We start from the raw sequence: 15,897 nt of genomic DNA, 5'->3' as shown, positions 1-15,897 counted from the left end.
ACTATAGACATGGTGTCTGCTCAGTTCTAGGTGATTAAATCACATAGCTAATCCCATACTACCAATGAATATTTAGAACAGATTCACTACAAGCAGGATCACTAATAAATTGTTCGGAATTCTTTATTTTTCATTCAGTGATTGACATTATGCTTTCTTAAGTCTCTTAACTTTTTGTATTTTAGCACCAGAATCTTCCTCAGAGACTTGCCCAACACGTTTTATAAAAAACGAAAGAATTAATCCAATTAGTCCAATTCCGATAATTACAACATAAGCATCATTAATGCCCTGAATGGTGGCTTCTGTTATCATATGTTTTTGACTTGCCATATTTCCGCCAGTGGACATCATTTCCTTAAAATGTGTTTCGGTGCGGTTCGTCATTACTGTTACAAGAAGGGAAGTACCAACTGCGCCTGCTACTTGCCTAATGGTATTGGATATTGCTGTACCATGAGCAGTCAAGCTTGAAGGCAATTGATTTAAACCTGCTGTTTGAATAGGCATAAGCATCAGCGCCATTCCAATTCGACGGCCCGTAGACATGAGAACTAAATAGGTATAGCTAGTTGAATCTGTCAAATCAATAAAGCCGATAGTTGTAATAATCGTAATTATTAACCCAATTATGGACAGCCATTTTGCACCATATCGATCAAACAGCCTACCTGTAATAGGCATTAAGAATCCCATCACAAGCGCACCGGGGAGAAGTAACAATCCGGATTCTAAAGCTGTGTAGCCGCGTGCACTTTGCAAGTACAGTGGAAGCAACATCATATCTGCATACATAACCATGGTAACCGCAATGTTGATAATGGCTGTAAGGGAGAACATATTGTACTTGAAGGCCCGCAGATCCAACAGGGGATTCTGAGAAGTTAACTGCCTCCGGGTAAAAAGTCCAAGTGCTGAGACTCCTACGGCAATAGATACAAGCACTTCACTGCTGGACCAGCCTTCACTGCCGGCTCGGCTGAAGCCATATAACAGAGTGCCAAACCCTATAGTAGAAAGGATTACACTTATAATGTCCATCTTGGTGATAACTTGTTCCGAGACGTTCTTCAGGTAAATAAAGCCGAAGATAATCACCAAAAGGGTAAACGGAATCATGCCGTAGAACATTAATTCCCATTCATAGTTTTCCAGGATATATCCTGCTAGAGTAGGACCGATGGCAGGCGCAAAAATGATCGCAAAGCCTACCATTCCCATGGCTGCACCTCTTTTATTGGGAGGATAGATTGTGAAAATGACATTCGTAAGTAGTGGCATAATAATGCCAGCTCCCGCTGCCTGAATCATGCGCCCAGTCAAAAGAACCGGAAAGGTTGTTGCTACAGCAGATACTATCGTGCCTGCAAGAAAGATTACCATCGAAGCTAGAAAAAGCTGGCGGGTGGTGAACCTTTGCATGAAATACGCTGTGATTGGAATTAGAATACCATTCACTAGCAAATAGCCAGTTGTCAGCCATTGTGCAGTTGCCGCCGAAATATTAAAATCAACCATTAGTTCTGGGGTTGCAACGCTCATGATTGTCTGATTTAGTGTGGCTAGAAAAGCCCCCAAAATCATAATGAACAAGATAGGTCCTTTTTTAATGGACCTACCAGTTGTATTGATACCTTTACTCAACCTACAAACTTCCTTTCTATTTCTCACTAGATTTATTTTACAATGTGTAAGATAATTAACACTGTATAAAAAAGATTATAGTTAGGAATTCCCGTTCTTACAATTTACAATAAAACGCAAAATGTAAATTAGTTTACACTAAACCTAATTGTGTTGTTTATTTGGGGAATATAGTACATTACTTAAAGAAACTGTATATTTAAATACCAAGGAGAAAGGAAAAGTAAAATGGTGGATAATTACAAGGGTCATACAGACCCACGAATTCTTCGTACGCGGCTTTTAATAAAAGAAGCTTTTATTGATTTGCTGCAGGAAATGGATATTGAGAGAATGTCTGTTAGCCGCATAGCGGAGCGCGCTACAATTAGCCGTGTTACGTTTTACCTCCATTATCGGGATATACCGGATATGTTAGAGAAAATGGCTGATGATATGATTGAAGATATTCAGCCCGCAGTGAACAGTCAGCCTGTGAACGAGGGTGCTGCCGCCGATACGGATTTTGTAATGCTGGTGCGGATGCTTGATCATATTGCTAAACATGCTAAATTTTATAAAGTGATATTAGGTTCGAAGAGGGTACCTATCTTTACTGAACGCTTGTTAAATATGCTAACTGAAATAATAACTGCAAGGTTAGAGGTTTTGGGAAATGATTCTTTCTTTTATAAAGCAGGAATTCAAAAGGATATAGCAATTTGGCATGGATCTTCAGCTTTGATAGGCACTATAGTTTCTTGGCTGCGAAACGACATGCCGTATACACCGCATTTTCTCGCAAAACAGCACTTCTTGCTCTACCATTTTCAAGATAAAAATTCTTAATTAGTTATAATTAGAATTCCTGGTATCTGTTTACGCCTACGGGGTCTCCCTTGGACAACGCTTTTCCCTCAGGAGTCTCGCACACCCATTCCAATCAACTTTGTTTTAACATGAAGATAGCACCCCTTTTGCCAACAGTCTTTACACAGCGCCGAGGGCGGACCGCCCGTAGAAAGCGAGTGCCTGGAATGGAAATCAACGTTCGAATTTTACAACCCTAAAAAGACTGTAGACAAACTCAATTATTTATCGAGTTGTCTACAGTCTGAAAAGAGCTTATTTATATCCTCTTTTGACTTAACATTATCCAATTAAGATTTTTTCTTCTGCATAACGAATTTTTGATTTATCATTTGAATGAATAGCAATTGCAAACGCCATAGTCAGAGGTCCAATCCTGCCCACCAACATCATAATTGTAATCAAAATACGTCCGATAGGGCTTAGTTCCCCAGTAAATCCAGCACTTAATCCAACTGTTCCAAAAGCAGAGACCGTTTCAAATACTATCTTGGACATGTCAGCCCCTTTTTCTGTTATAGTTAGTAAAAACAAAATTATAAAAATAAATATTACCCCAGAAAAAGCAATTGATAAAGCTCTAAAAACCTGAGATTTTGGAATTCTTCGTTTAAAGATGCTTATATCTTCCTTATTGGTAATGACTGCCCATAGGGCAAAAAGTAACAAAGCAAAAGTCGTTACTTTTATTCCGCCACCTGTTGACCCTGAAGCTGCCCCTATAAACATTAATCCCATCATAAATACTTGAGAACTTAATGTAAGTTGGCTTATATCGACAGTATTGAAGCCAGCAGTACGGGGGACAACACCTTGAAAATAAGCAGCCCACCATTTATCCTCTATATCCAATGTTCCTAATGTAGCAGAATTATTGAATTCTAAGCCAAAAATGATAATCGTACTCACCACATTTAACAGTAAGGTAAATAATAACGTAATTTTGGTGTGTAAGGATAATCTTTTTATTTTTAATTTTTTCTGTTCATATATATCCGTAATTACAAAAAATCCGATTCCCCCAAGCATAAACAACAAAGTAATAGTAAGATTTATAGTTGGGTCGCCTACCCACTTACTCAAGCTATCAGGTTCTAAGCCAAATCCTGCGTTGTTAAAAGCCGAAATAGAATGAAATATTCCATAATAAACGGATTTTCCCCAACTCATTTCCTGTGACCAGCGAATGGCGAGAGCAACAGCACCTATGGTTTCAATAATTAACGTAATGATAATAATTCGTTGAACTAGTTTGATTACACCTTGTACGGAAAACGTGTTCAAAGACTCTTGAAGCATTAATCTTTGTTTCAAGCCAATCCTTTTCCCTATGATAATAAACATCAGTATACTGCTGGTCATAAATCCCCAGCCACCCAATTGAATTAGAATGAGCAAAACGATCTGTCCAAACAATGTAAACGTGGTACCAGTGTCTACAACTCCTAATCCCGTTACACATACAGCAGAAGTAGATTCAAAAAGGGCGTCAATTAAACTGAGATGATGCCTGTCACTAGTAGCAGCAGGTATCATTAATAAACACGTTCCAATAAAAATTAACCCTGAAAAACCAAACAATAGAATATGTGCTGGGTGAAGTTTAATAATGTTAAACCTACGGTGTTTTTTACTTGAATGTAGCATAGTTATCTCCTTTTTCTTAGGAATTATATCGTCCATCCTATCTTATATCTTGGTACTTGAACTTTAGATTAAGTAAAGATCATAATAGAAAGAAAATATAACCCTTTAAGCCCACTGACAACATGTTAATGTGTTCAGCATGACACTTTTATTCTTCACCTGAAAATCTGGCTAGTTCCTCTTTGTCCCCGATCACCACTAATAAATCTCTTTTATGAATAATCTGATCTGGAGATGGGGAAATGATAATATCTCCTCCTCTTACGATGGCAATGGCACTGATATTATATTTAGCACGAATATCAAGTTCCCGCAGACTTTTTTCAGCCATTCTTGAAGGGATTAATATTTCTTCTATATTGTATTTTTTTGACAGTTCAATATAGTTCAATAAATTTGGTGATAAGAGCTGATTTGCAACACGTTCTCCCATATCTCTTTCAGGATAGATGATCCAATCTGCCCCTACTTTGTCCAAAACCTGTCCATGTTGCTTACCTATAGCTTTCGCGATTACTTTTTTTACACCCAGCTCCTTTAGAAGCAAAACGGTTAAAATACTGGACTGCATATCACTCCCAATTGCTACGATTACACAATCAAAATTCCGAATTCCGACTTCTTTAAGTGTTTGCTCTTCTGTGGTATCCGCCACGACTGCATGAGTTACGTAAGGCCCAGCATCTTCTACTCGTTCTTCATTAACGTCAATTCCTAAAACATCATGTCCAGCCTCTTGTAATCGTCGAGCAACACTAGTACCAAATCTTCCTAAACCAACAACTCCATATTGTTGTCTTCCCATTTTTATCTCACTCCTGATATCTTTGATGATCCAATCATTATTTTTCCTTTCGGCTGATGGATAGTATCCGGTTTATGCCTCATAGTTATTTCAAATGCAACTGTTAAAGATCTAATTCGCCCTGCAAATACCTTGAAAATAAAGAGTACACCACTAATAGGAGATATTCTGGAGTTATTCCCATGGATAAGAACTGTAGTTTAGACGTTTATTATATATCCTATTTCACGCCGACAAAAGCGACTAATTTTTTGAGTGTCGTTCCCTGAACTAATAGAGAAAATACAACATTACTGAACGTCATCGCTAAAAGCAGCTCCCGCCCTTCAAACTCCGGTGTAACACTTAATATAAGAGCAATAGAAAGCGAACCTTTTAATCCTCCCCAGGCAATTACATGCTTCCAGGAAGTTGGGATGTTTTTATCAAAAGCAAGACTGGTATACACGGCAGCAAATCGGGCCAGGAGTACGATTAAAATACTTCCAATAATTAACCATCCTTTATCTAAAAAATTAATGCTACTGACTTCTAACCCTACCAATAAGAAAATCAGTGCATTTGAGAGGAAGGCAACAATTCCCCAAAAGGAATTCATTTTCTCATGTGTCAGGTCAGACATTCCGATATTTTTCCCATAGGTCCCGAGGATTAAACCTGCTGTCACGACTGAGATCACACCTGAAACATGAAAATGTTCCCCAAGATCAAATGCACCATAAAAGAGAACCAGGGAAAGACCGATTTCGATCAAATAATTGTCGATTTTGGACGTAATATGGGAAGCGATAAATCCGCCTATTCCACCGATAACGATACCTCCACTAACTACTTTTATGAATTCCATAGAAGCCCCAAAAGTACCTCCTAGACTTAAAACAGTGGTCACAAGTGCAATTTTAAATAACACAACGGCTACTCCATCATTCGCTAAACTTTCTCCTTCGACAATAATGGATAACCGTTTATTCAAACCTAGAGCCTTGAAAATACTAAGGACGGAAACAGGATCAGTGGCAGCCATCAATGCTCCAAAGATTAGTGCCTGTTGTAGAGAAAGGTTCAGTAAAAAGTACATTAGAAAAGAAACGATTAAAAACGTCAAGAATGTTCCTACAAATGAAAGTAATAGGATAGGTTTCTTACTCCGGTTTAGTTCCATAATCGGAAGTTTAAGTGCTGCATCTCCTAATAGAGCTGATAAAAAGATTAAAATGACTGTGGTTTGGAATACAGTGTCAGTTGCAGCATAACTCTTGATATCAGACAAGCCGGGAATAGGTAAAATCCCTATTAACAACCCAACAATAACAAGAAATGTAGGGTACGGTTGTTTCATTTTTTCTGCGATAAAAACAATCCCTACCGCGATGGCCAGTAAAATGATCCAGTATGTAATCATCCTTATTCTCCCTTTCAAATGCATGTTACATCGAGTAACGGCTCCATTTGGCGTTTTGTTGTTAATGCTGGAGGTGTGAGAGGGTTAGTTCCCAATCGTGGGAATTACTCTACCGATTATCAGTTGAGGAATATTTTTACTTTCCTGTAATGAAAATCAATTTAATAGAAAAAAGTAATTAAAGAACAGAAACTCATCGAAAACCGTTAAAGGCCCCAACGCATGGTTAGGGAGTTTCAAAAGTGTTAAAACAACCTAACTGTAACTGGTTTGATATGTATGAAAGGTGTGACTAGTTGGAAACTGATGAGAGGCAAAGAACTAGTTTAATTACAATAAAATAGGAGTGTTCATATGATTGTACTTTTGCGGTCATGAACGATTTTAAATTAATAAATATTATACCCTTACGACGTTTAGCTGATTCGGGTAATAAATGGTGTTGGGTAGATTTGATACACCTACTGAAGAAGAAGCATTGCTGTTAAATAATCATTTTAACTTAAAAAAGAAATAGACAAAGTCTTACATTGGTCAATGGATGTACCTTCCTTATTCAAGGTACCAATAAAAAGGGAAGCAAATACAAGGTAGTCCCGATAACACCATTTTCATCGTTTTTTGAGGCTACTTGACGTTACAGGCACAAAACGCAAAAAATCCGCGATGTAATAACTTGAAATGCTTCAAGTCTATAACTATGTTAAAAACATTAAGAGACCCTATTTATTCCATCCGGGAGCCCAGGACTATTGAAAGCACTATAGCATATTTCACTAATCCATCTTCTTTATTCTCTTCAAGTGATTATTTTCATTTTGATGCAGCAAGAACGTTACTTTATGTAGATGGAACTAGAACCAAGATTGTTGAACTTCTTGAAGTTGTTGTTGAGCTTTTTCAAGCTGTTGCTGTGCTTGTTGGAATTGTTGTGAATTCTCATTAGCTTGAGCAGATTGAACAGCCTGTTGAGCTTTTTGAGCTGCATTGATAGCTTGCTGATATTGTTGTTTTTGTGTCAATTTAAAAGTCTCCTTCATTATTTTTACTAAAGGGTTATCCTTCAACTTTTTTTATTGTGCATAAAAATTTTGATATTATACATGTACAGGGCTTCATTTGAAGGGGCGCTTTTTTTAAAGATTTCGCAGAAAAAATTACTCTTTATTCGTTTTGGGGTGTTTTAATTTTATCTTGATGACATACGGTTGAGAGCCTAATAAGGGAGCAGTTACATTGAATTTGCTTTCGGCCATAATTCATTCCAGCGGAACATATCGCCATTCGTGATGTAGAATGCCTGATTGGCACAACGCTCTTCGGTCGCCGCCCAAACAGTTGCCTTCGCGAGAAGCCCCACATATGTAACTTTCAAGAGGCTGCCGTAAGCACCTGGCTTGCCCGGAAACCGCAGCGGAAGTCCAAGTTCTTTCAAAAATCAGGCATAGATCGCAATAACTATAGTGAGGTTCATCGGTTTTCCAAGTGAAAAGCCAGTTAACCCTGTCCCTTGAATGGAATAGGAAGGATGTACAGTTTGTAAGTTACACAGCTTTGTATTGGAGAAGACGAACTTAATAAATTGAAAAAACTAAAACATTTCTATTACATAGGTTCGAAAGAATTCTGCAGAGGGCTGATCACTTCGTTTATCATTAATTGAAAACTCCATTTAATCATCAGCTTTATTGGCAAAAGAAGGATAGATCATTCACCTGATCTATCCTTCTTTTTTATCAAGTGATTCATTTGATTCTAGGACTACTCCTTCCCCTTTAAAACTTAGGATTGAATGATAACAAAAAAACCGGATACCCATAGTATCCAGTAGGCCTACATTCATGTAAATGAAAAGTGAGAGTTATAGTTATAGTCTCCCTTTGTGTGCTATTTTTTCGTACTAGCTAAATACATTAGCATGTGGAATTTTTCGTCTATTACATGATAATCAAAAAAAGGTCCTGGATCTGTACAGAAACCGATATTTTCACTTTGCGTAATTTGAAATCCGTTAACTGATATATTTTCTTCTATGTATTTTGGATATAAAATATGCTCGTGGGAATTTGGATATAAGGCTGAAATATTTTTCAAGGATTTGGCCGAGCTATCATAATAGGAGTACCCGCCGACAATTGTTGAACTGCAATGAAAATAGTTTTTTAGAACATGAATTGGGAATTGCGGATTGAGCAGTGAAAAATCATTTGCTGTAAAACTATCTACAAAAACATCGATGCTAAGCGGTTTCAATGGCAGATTTAAATCAGAATTCAAAATATAAAGGGCATTTGGCTTCGGGTTCATACGCTCAATTCTTTTTCTAACCTTCTTGAGCATCTGAAGCGAATAGCCACTGAATATATAGGATGCGCTCGTTTCAAGAACATCGATATATTTGGGTAGTGATACAACTGCGTCAACGTTTGTTTCCACGATTACCTTGTTTTTCAAATCTACATTTTGTAGAACTTTTTGAAACCAAAAATTACTTTTTTCAAATAAGTTAATCATTTTGGGCTTGATCTCTTTAATCGTTTCTTTATCGTAAAAATAAGATGGATAAGGAGACGTCTCGTACAAGTTCGCGGTAATGATAATACCTTCCTCGATAGCTGCCTCGTATCCACAGGTACAAGCTAAATTCCCCGTTTGAATGTAGACTTTTTTAATCATTATATCTTTCATTTCAAGCGGAATGTGGCACTTCGGACAATAGAGCAGATTTACAAAGGAAAGTGGGATTCCTGTAAAACTCTCTTCTTTGGATGAAGGCGAATTGGTTTGAACCGTTTTTTCAATCAATTTGATAGCTTTTGAAATGTCTTCTTTTTTCTTGGTCAGCTGGCTCTTTTTATCATTGAGCAAGTTGTTGTAGTAGTCGATATCCTCATGGTCCGAGAAGTTTGTGACACGCCGATACGATAAAATTTGTTGAATTTCTAGCAGTGAAAAATGAAATTTTTTCAGCTCAGTAATAAAAGCCATGTCGTCGAGACACAATTGGTTCATTTGATACTGGGTGTTTTTTTTGTCTGGTATTAATAATCCTTGTTCAATGTAATAACGAACGGTATCGGTCGTAACATGAAAAAGCTTTGCAAATGTACCAATTTTCATAGATGCCCCCCAATGAAGAAAGTGGAGTAACTCCACTTTTTTACGAAAATGAATTCAAAAAACTCTCAAATGGCTATTGACATGGAGGAAACTCCAAGTCATATGATGGACTCAAGAAGTGTGAATATTTTGAATAAATTTTGACTGTATTATAGCATACATGTCACAGAAGGAGAAGAACTAGCTATGGATAAGATGGATCGAATGGATACTCACTCACTGTGGGCAGCGACTGCAAACAGCTATGAAAAAGAAAAGCTTCTTGAAGGAAATGAAGAGGCGGATGTTGTCATTATTGGCGCAGGTTTCACAGGTCTTTCTTCTGCTTATCATTTGCAAAAATTAGGGAAGAGTGTCATGGTCCTTGAGCAAGAAACGATCGGATATGGTGCCAGCGGTCGTAACGGCGGGATGGTATTGCCAGGCTATAAGCCAACGGTACAGGAGCTTGCCAAAAAGTATGGTGTCGACGAGGCGAGACAGCTTAACGATCTCTCCCTGTTTAGTGTTGAATTGGTTAAAAAAATCATAGAAGAGCATCAAATCAACTGTAACTTTAGAAAGACAGGTCACATTGTGGCGGCTTACAAAGCCAAGCACTTTGAAGAATTGAAACATGAAAGCGAATACTTAAACAAAAATTTCGGGTACGAATCAAGCGTGCTTGATAGAAGCCAGTTGCATCAAGAGATCGACTCACCACTTTATTATGGCTGCTTAGTCGACAACTCGAGTTACTCGTTCCAGCCACTGAACTATGCAATTGGTTTGGGAGAAGCAGCTAAATCGATTGGTGCAAAAATCTTTGAGCATTCTAAAGCACTATCTATTGAGTATGGTCAAAACCGTGTAAAAGTTGTAACAGAAAAAGGTGCTGTTACTGCGAAAGACATTATAGTCGCTACTGATGGTTACTCCGGAAAAATCATGAATGAACTGAACAAAGGCGTACTGCCAATTTCGGCACGTATTATTGCTACTGAACAGCTTCCAGAATCACTGGTAAGTACCGTCATTCCTAAAGATCGTATGGTTTTTGATACAAGCAATTTCCTTTACTATTTCCGACGTACACCAGATAATCGGATCGTATTTGGCGGTGGCGATATTCGTCCAAACTTGGGCGATACCGTTTATCAAAGTGTTTACGATGCCATGGTTAATATAATGCCAAAATTAGCTGGTAGTAAACTTGAATACCGTTGGGGTGGATTTATCGGGGTTACAATTGATACGTTCCCGGTTATCGGCAGATCCAAAGAAGGAGCATATTTCGCAACGGGTTATACGGGCCACGGCGCTTCTCTCTCGACATTGTTCGGTAAGTTATTGGCACAATGGATCGTTACGGGGAGTGCAGGTGGATATCGATTTGAAAAGCAACGCCTCAAATCATTCCCGTTCTATAATCAGAAAGCGATGCTGGTAAATATAGCACATATTGGTTTCAAATTGCTCGATATTATTGCGTAAAGGAGAGTTGTTTATGAAAATTAACATGTTCATTGACGGGAAATGGGTAGAAGCGTTATCCGGTGCTAGAAGAAACATTATCAATCCTGGAACCGGAGAGGTGATCGCAACGTCTGCTGATGGATCAGCAGACGATGCGAAGATAGCAATCAAGGCGGCTCGTAAAGCGTTTGACAGCGGGATCTGGTCGAATTTATCGGCTGATGAAAGAGCTGACTATCTTTATAAAATTGCAGACAGACTTGAAGAGAAGGCAGCTGAACTTGCACGTTTGGAAACTGCAAATAACGGTAAGGTTATTCGTGCAACTACCTATGTGGATATTCCGGTATCGATTCAATGCTTCCGCTATTATGCTGACTTGATCAAAGGCATGAAAAAGGAATCTTACACTCGTGCTGATTCTTCGGAAACAATAATTATTCATGAACCGATTGGTGTTTGTGGACTTATTGTACCTTGGAACTTCCCGCTTATGTTAGCTGTTTGGCAAATTGCTCCTGCACTCGCCGCAGGGAATACAATTGTATTTAAGCCTGCTGAGGTCACTCCTGTAAGCGTATTCAAATTATTTGAAATTATCGAAGAGATTGGACTTCCGGCCGGAGTGGCAAACTTGGTATTGGGACCTGGATCAAAAGTTGGGAATGAGCTTGCCGAGAACCATGATGTTGACAAGATTGCCTTTACCGGCGGAACAAAAACAGGCCAAAGCATTATGCGCGCAGCTGCGGGCAATATGAAAAAAATCACACTTGAACTGGGTGGTAAATCTCCACTTATTGTGTTCGACGATGTGGATTTTGAAACTGCAGTCGAGAATGCGATGTTTGGTATTTTCCACAATGCTGGGCAAGTTTGTTCAGCTGCATCTCGTTTGCTTGTACATGAGACCATATACGATAAGTTTGTTGAAAGATTGGCCGAGCGTGCAAGCAATATTGTAGTTGGCAACGGGGAAAGCGAAAACATTGAAATGGGAGCCCTCACAAACGAGCTTCATATGAATGAAGTTTTACAGTACATCAAGAGCGGAATCGAAGAAGGTGCAAAATTAGTTTGTGGTGGTAAGCGCTTAACAGAAAATGGGCTTGATCGAGGATTTTTTATTGCGCCAACGATCTTTGCTGATGTAAATGCGAATATGCGTATTGTTAAGGAAGAGATTTTTGGTCCAGTCCTTGTTGTACAGAAATTTAAAGATGAGGAAGATGCCATCCAAAAAGCGAATGATTCCATTTATGGATTAGCTGGTGCTGTATTTACTGAAGATATGGATCGAGCAAAACGTGTCATTAGTAATTTGCGTGCGGGAATTACTTGGATTAATTGTTATCATCTCGCTTATGTTGAAGGTCCTTGGGGAGGATATAAGCAAAGTGGAATCGGCCGAGCGTTAGGTGCTGTTGGGCTAGAGCACTTTATGGAAACGAAGCAAATCAATACCCACCAGCATGCCAAGCCTGTAGGTTGGTATGCGAATTAATTGAGCTTAACTTACTTCGTAATTATTTATAGGGGGACATGCTTATGGAAATAGCTGACAACCGTCCGTCACCGAAGATAGAGCAAGTAGAAGTAATGAATAAGCCAGTGTATGATTCAGTGCTGGGAACCAAAAGTATTCCGTTACTATATTTACGATTTGCTTTGGCAGGGATTATGGCTAACGCGATTCTAGGAGTTGCAGCGGTTGTCGATGGCTATTTCGTCAGTGGCTTTCAGGAGCTGGAAGTTGAAGGGATAGGAATTGGATTTACGGTCATGGTTATTACCCGTATGCTTGGCGTTCTTTTGGGTGTGGGAGCCGGAGCGGTCATTTCACTTCGACTTGGAAAAGGGAAAATCGAAGAAGCTAGAGGTATTATGGGACAAACCTTATGGTTTACTCTTTTCGTCTCCATTTTGCTCGCTGTATTTGGAGTGGTCTTTGAAAATCAAATTATGACCTTATTCGGAGCAAGTGATGAAGCGCTTCCATATGCAGTGCAATATAGCCGACTGCTCTGGACTTCATTGCCATTAACGATATTGGCCGTTGTATTAAGTGTTTTAACCAATATCGATGAAAAACCTGTATTATCAATGAACAGTTGGTTAGTCGCAGCAGTTGTTGCTGGGATTACAGAATGGATTATGGTAACGAAGTATGACATGGGGATGATGGGTTCCTCATGGGCCAATACGATTTCGCAATCGATCCCTGTTTTCCTGATCTTTTATTTCTGGTTTGGTAAAACAAAACTTAAGCCAAAAATGAAAGATATGATGATTAATCTCAAGACGATCGGTGAAGTGGCTTGGACGGGCTTTGCATCTTTCTCGAGTCTGTTCATGATGTTTTTTGCCATTATTTTCTTCAACAACATGCTGCAAAGCTACGGTGGTGGGCTGCACGTTGCCGCTTTCACGATTCAAAACGGTTACATTACAAATATGCTCGCCTTAGCAGCGCTCGGTGGGATGACAGGGCTTCAACCGATCATTAGTTATAATTACGGAGCAGGCAACCTTGATCGTGTTAAACAAGCAATTAAGATGGGACTCATTTTTACGGTTGCCTTCTTTGTGATTGTAACAGCCATACTAATCGTTTTTGCAGATCCAATTGTGTCATTTTTTTCAGTTGGTAATCCTGAATTGCAGAAACTGGGCATTTGGACGACAGTTGTTTTCAATTCTTTGTTTACGCTTAATGCAGTCAGCTTGCTTATCTCCGGTTATTTCGAAGCACAAGAGAAAAACTGGTCCGCAACGTTTATTAGTGTTAGCAAAATGCTGTTGTTCATGTTCCCGTTTCTATTTATTTTCCCGAAATTCTGGGGTGTAGAAGGTATATGGTATGCAGGTCCTGCTGCAGAAATTCCAGGCGTTCTCATTGCCATATACTTTATGAAAAAAGAGTTCAAACGTTTAAAAGATACAAATGTTAAGACAGTACGTTTATAGAACCGAACCTATTCCTTCAAAATTATCTATAAGAAAGAGAGAGGATCACCATGTTTTTTATGAAAAAACTTATAGCAGAAGAAGCACAACAACTAGGTGTTGACACGTGGGAACCATGGGTAGGCGAAACGGATAAAGGAGTGTGGCATCTAGAAGAACAGGAAGTTTTCTATGTGACAGACGGTGAAGTGTTTATTACTGTTGATGGAGAAAAGTATCATATTACAAAGGACTGGGTCGTTTCCTTGGCTAAGGACCTTGTCTGTGAATGGGATTGTCCAGTATTTTTGAAAAAGAATTATAAAATGAACCATGAGATCAATCTGAAATAATGTGAAATGGGGAGGGGACAAATGCTAAGCAGATAACTGCTCCTGTTGTCAATATTTTACTAGATTTTGACGGAATATAGTGAGAATTATGCAAATAAGTTTACAAACCGTCATATGAATACGCTTTCTTTTATGGATTCAATAAATACATAGGACGGTTATCTAAAATTAGGAGGTTTCACCATGGCAGTAACGAAAAATGTATTAACGTTGAAAAATTATATTGGCGGACAATGGATAGAATCCACAAGTAAACAGGTTGAAGAAGTACCAAATCCAGCAACGGGAGAGGTCATTGCTCGCGTACCGCTTTCGACTAAAGAAGATTTGGATAGAGCTGTTACAACTGCTAATGAGGCATTCAAAACATGGAGAAAGGTCGCAGTTCCTCGTCGTGCTCGTATTCTATTTCGCTATCAACAATTATTAGTCGAAAACTGGGATGAGTTAGCTAAACTCGTTACGCTAGAAAACGGAAAAAGTTATGAAGAAGCTTACGGTGAAGTGTTACGCGGGATTGAATGCGTTGAATTTGCCGCAGGTGCACCCACTTTAATGATGGGTCAGCTACTTCCGGATATTGCTACTGGTGTTGAATCGGGGATGTATCGTTACCCAATCGGAGTAATCGGGGGAATAACGCCATTTAACTTTCCGATGATGGTTCCATGCTGGATGTTTCCACTCGCAATTGCATGCGGAAACACGTTTGTATTAAAACCATCTGAAAGAACACCATTGCTGGTTAATCGCTTAGCTGAACTGTTTAAAGAAGCAGGTCTTCCAGATGGAGTACTAAATGTTGTGCATGGTGCACATGACGTTGTTAATGGCATTATTGACAATGAGGATGTGAAGGCTATATCTTTCGTTGGTTCTCAACCTGTGGCTGAGTATATATATAAAACAGCAGCAGCTAACGGCAAACGTGTACAAGCTCTTGCGGGGGCAAAAAATCATTCGATCGTATTAAAAGATGCGGACCTTAGTACTGCAGCGAAAGAAATTACAAATGCTGCCTTCGGTTCTGCCGGTGAACGATGCATGGCGGCGGCTGTTGTTGTCGTGGAAGAAGACGTGGCAGATGAGCTCGTTAATAGACTGCTTCAAACAGCTAACAGTATTACCATCGGCAATGGCCTGGAAGAAGGCGTTTTCCTCGGTCCCGTAATTCGTGAAGGGCATAAAGAGCGGACAATCGGCTACATTCAATCCGGTGTAGAGCAGGGAGCGACACTTGTTCGTGACGGACGTAAAGATGATGCAGCCAACGGCCAAGGTTATTTTGTTGGCCCAACGATTTTTGACAATGTGACACAGGAAATGAAAATCTGGCAGGACGAAATCTTCGCACCGGTTCTTTCTATTGTACGCGTAAAAGACTTGACGGAAGCGATTAATGTTGCTAATGCATCGCCATTCGCAAATGGTGCATGCCTGTACACCAATAGCGCTAAAGCCATTCGTGAATTCCGTGAAGAAATTGATGCAGGTATGCTTGGGGTCAATCTTGGAGTTCCTGCACCAATGGCATTCTTCCCATTCTCAGGTTATAAGAAATCCTTCTATGGTGATCTCCATGCAAATGGAAAGGATGGCGTAGAATTCTATACTCGCAAGAAAATGCTTACCGCTCGTTATTAACAGAGTGATGTAAAATCATAAAAGGATAGAAT

General features: G+C 39.2%; 11 protein-coding genes and 2 pseudogenes. 6 read left to right on the top strand and 7 right to left on the bottom strand.

The genetic code is table 11. The features are described 5' to 3' along the window. Positions 1 to 147 precede the first annotated feature (147 nt). Positions 148 to 1,584 (bottom strand): DHA2 family efflux MFS transporter permease subunit, encoded by a 1,437-nt coding sequence (locus tag UP17_RS14650; protein WP_061466119.1) that lies wholly within the window; start codon positions 1,582 to 1,584, stop codon positions 148 to 150. 291 nt (positions 1,585 to 1,875) lie between these two features. Here UP17_RS14650 and UP17_RS14645 point away from each other — a divergent pair, with 291 nt between their 5' ends. Beyond that, positions 1,876 to 2,472 carry a TetR/AcrR family transcriptional regulator gene (locus UP17_RS14645; protein ID WP_081109013.1) on the top strand — a complete coding sequence of 199 codons (597 nt, stop codon included), beginning with the start codon at positions 1,876 to 1,878 and terminating at the stop codon, positions 2,470 to 2,472. Between the two features lie 303 nt (positions 2,473 to 2,775). Here UP17_RS14645 and UP17_RS14640 read toward each other — a convergent pair whose 3' ends face one another. The 6 genes and pseudogenes from UP17_RS14640 to UP17_RS14625 all read right to left on the bottom strand — a co-directional run bounded on the left by UP17_RS14640 (position 2,776) and on the right by UP17_RS14625 (position 9,467). Further along, positions 2,776 to 4,140 carry a TrkH family potassium uptake protein gene (locus UP17_RS14640; RefSeq protein WP_061463711.1) on the bottom strand — a complete coding sequence of 455 codons (1,365 nt, stop codon included), beginning with the start codon at positions 4,138 to 4,140 and terminating at the stop codon, positions 2,776 to 2,778. 148 nt (positions 4,141 to 4,288) lie between these two features. Then, a pseudogene (locus UP17_RS14635) lies at positions 4,289 to 4,981 on the bottom strand (potassium channel family protein); the annotation flags it as partial. Between the two features lie 184 nt (positions 4,982 to 5,165). After that, complete coding sequence (locus UP17_RS14630) at positions 5,166 to 6,347, bottom strand: cation:proton antiporter (protein ID WP_061463706.1); 1,182 nt, start codon at positions 6,345 to 6,347, stop codon at positions 5,166 to 5,168. Between the two features lie 854 nt (positions 6,348 to 7,201). Beyond that, positions 7,202 to 7,369, bottom strand: a complete 168-nt coding sequence (locus UP17_RS27695) for a hypothetical protein (RefSeq protein ID WP_155727332.1) — start codon at positions 7,367 to 7,369, stop codon at positions 7,202 to 7,204. 224 nt (positions 7,370 to 7,593) lie between these two features. After that, positions 7,594 to 7,842: pseudogene (locus UP17_RS29580) on the bottom strand (NAD-dependent dehydratase); the annotation flags it as partial. A 392-nt stretch (positions 7,843 to 8,234) separates the two neighbouring features. Further along, positions 8,235 to 9,467, bottom strand: coding sequence for a MerR family transcriptional regulator (locus tag UP17_RS14625; RefSeq protein WP_061463704.1), 1,233 nt, complete (start codon positions 9,465 to 9,467; stop codon positions 8,235 to 8,237). A 186-nt stretch (positions 9,468 to 9,653) separates the two neighbouring features. On the opposite strand from UP17_RS14625, the gene UP17_RS14620 reads away from it, so the two are divergent. The 5 genes from UP17_RS14620 (at position 9,654) to UP17_RS14600 (ending at position 15,865) form a co-directional block, all read left to right on the top strand. Continuing rightward, positions 9,654 to 10,940, top strand: a complete 1,287-nt coding sequence (locus UP17_RS14620; protein ID WP_061463702.1) for an NAD(P)/FAD-dependent oxidoreductase — start codon at positions 9,654 to 9,656, stop codon at positions 10,938 to 10,940. A 13-nt stretch (positions 10,941 to 10,953) separates the two neighbouring features. Continuing rightward, positions 10,954 to 12,426 (top strand): aldehyde dehydrogenase family protein, encoded by a 1,473-nt coding sequence (locus tag UP17_RS14615; RefSeq protein WP_061463701.1) that lies wholly within the window; start codon positions 10,954 to 10,956, stop codon positions 12,424 to 12,426. 44 nt (positions 12,427 to 12,470) lie between these two features. Next, positions 12,471 to 13,889 carry an MATE family efflux transporter gene (locus tag UP17_RS14610; RefSeq protein WP_061463698.1) on the top strand — a complete coding sequence of 473 codons (1,419 nt, stop codon included), beginning with the start codon at positions 12,471 to 12,473 and terminating at the stop codon, positions 13,887 to 13,889. 50 nt (positions 13,890 to 13,939) lie between these two features. Beyond that, positions 13,940 to 14,221, top strand: a complete 282-nt coding sequence (locus UP17_RS14605; RefSeq protein WP_061463697.1) for a cupin domain-containing protein — start codon at positions 13,940 to 13,942, stop codon at positions 14,219 to 14,221. A gap of 183 nt (positions 14,222 to 14,404) precedes the next feature. Next, positions 14,405 to 15,865, top strand: a complete 1,461-nt coding sequence (locus tag UP17_RS14600; RefSeq protein ID WP_061463695.1) for a CoA-acylating methylmalonate-semialdehyde dehydrogenase — start codon at positions 14,405 to 14,407, stop codon at positions 15,863 to 15,865. Positions 15,866 to 15,897 lie beyond the last annotated feature (32 nt).

The sequence above is a fragment of the Peribacillus simplex genome (genome assembly GCF_001578185.1).
In the GTDB taxonomy this organism is placed as follows: domain Bacteria; phylum Bacillota; class Bacilli; order Bacillales; family DSM-1321; genus Peribacillus; species Peribacillus simplex_A.
The sequence above is the reverse complement of the archived record's forward strand: the minus strand, read 5'-3'. Positions and strand labels throughout refer to the sequence as shown.

Excerpts from the sequence above, each read along its gene's own strand:
- UP17_RS14620 (WP_061463702.1), top strand. The coding sequence starts at position 9,654 with ATGGATAAGATGGATCGAATGGATACTCACTCACTGTGGGCAGCGACT.
- UP17_RS14630 (WP_061463706.1), bottom strand. The coding sequence starts at position 6,347 with ATGATTACATACTGGATCATTTTACTGGCCATCGCGGTAGGGATTGTT.
- UP17_RS14650 (WP_061466119.1), bottom strand. The coding sequence starts at position 1,584 with ATGATTTTGGGGGCTTTTCTAGCCACACTAAATCAGACAATCATGAGC.
- UP17_RS14605 (WP_061463697.1), top strand. The coding sequence starts at position 13,940 with ATGTTTTTTATGAAAAAACTTATAGCAGAAGAAGCACAACAACTAGGT.
- UP17_RS14625 (WP_061463704.1), bottom strand. The coding sequence starts at position 9,467 with ATGAAAATTGGTACATTTGCAAAGCTTTTTCATGTTACGACCGATACC.
- UP17_RS14640 (WP_061463711.1), bottom strand. The coding sequence starts at position 4,140 with ATGCTACATTCAAGTAAAAAACACCGTAGGTTTAACATTATTAAACTT.
- UP17_RS14600 (WP_061463695.1), top strand. The coding sequence starts at position 14,405 with ATGGCAGTAACGAAAAATGTATTAACGTTGAAAAATTATATTGGCGGA.
- UP17_RS14615 (WP_061463701.1), top strand. The coding sequence starts at position 10,954 with ATGAAAATTAACATGTTCATTGACGGGAAATGGGTAGAAGCGTTATCC.
- UP17_RS14610 (WP_061463698.1), top strand. The coding sequence starts at position 12,471 with ATGGAAATAGCTGACAACCGTCCGTCACCGAAGATAGAGCAAGTAGAA.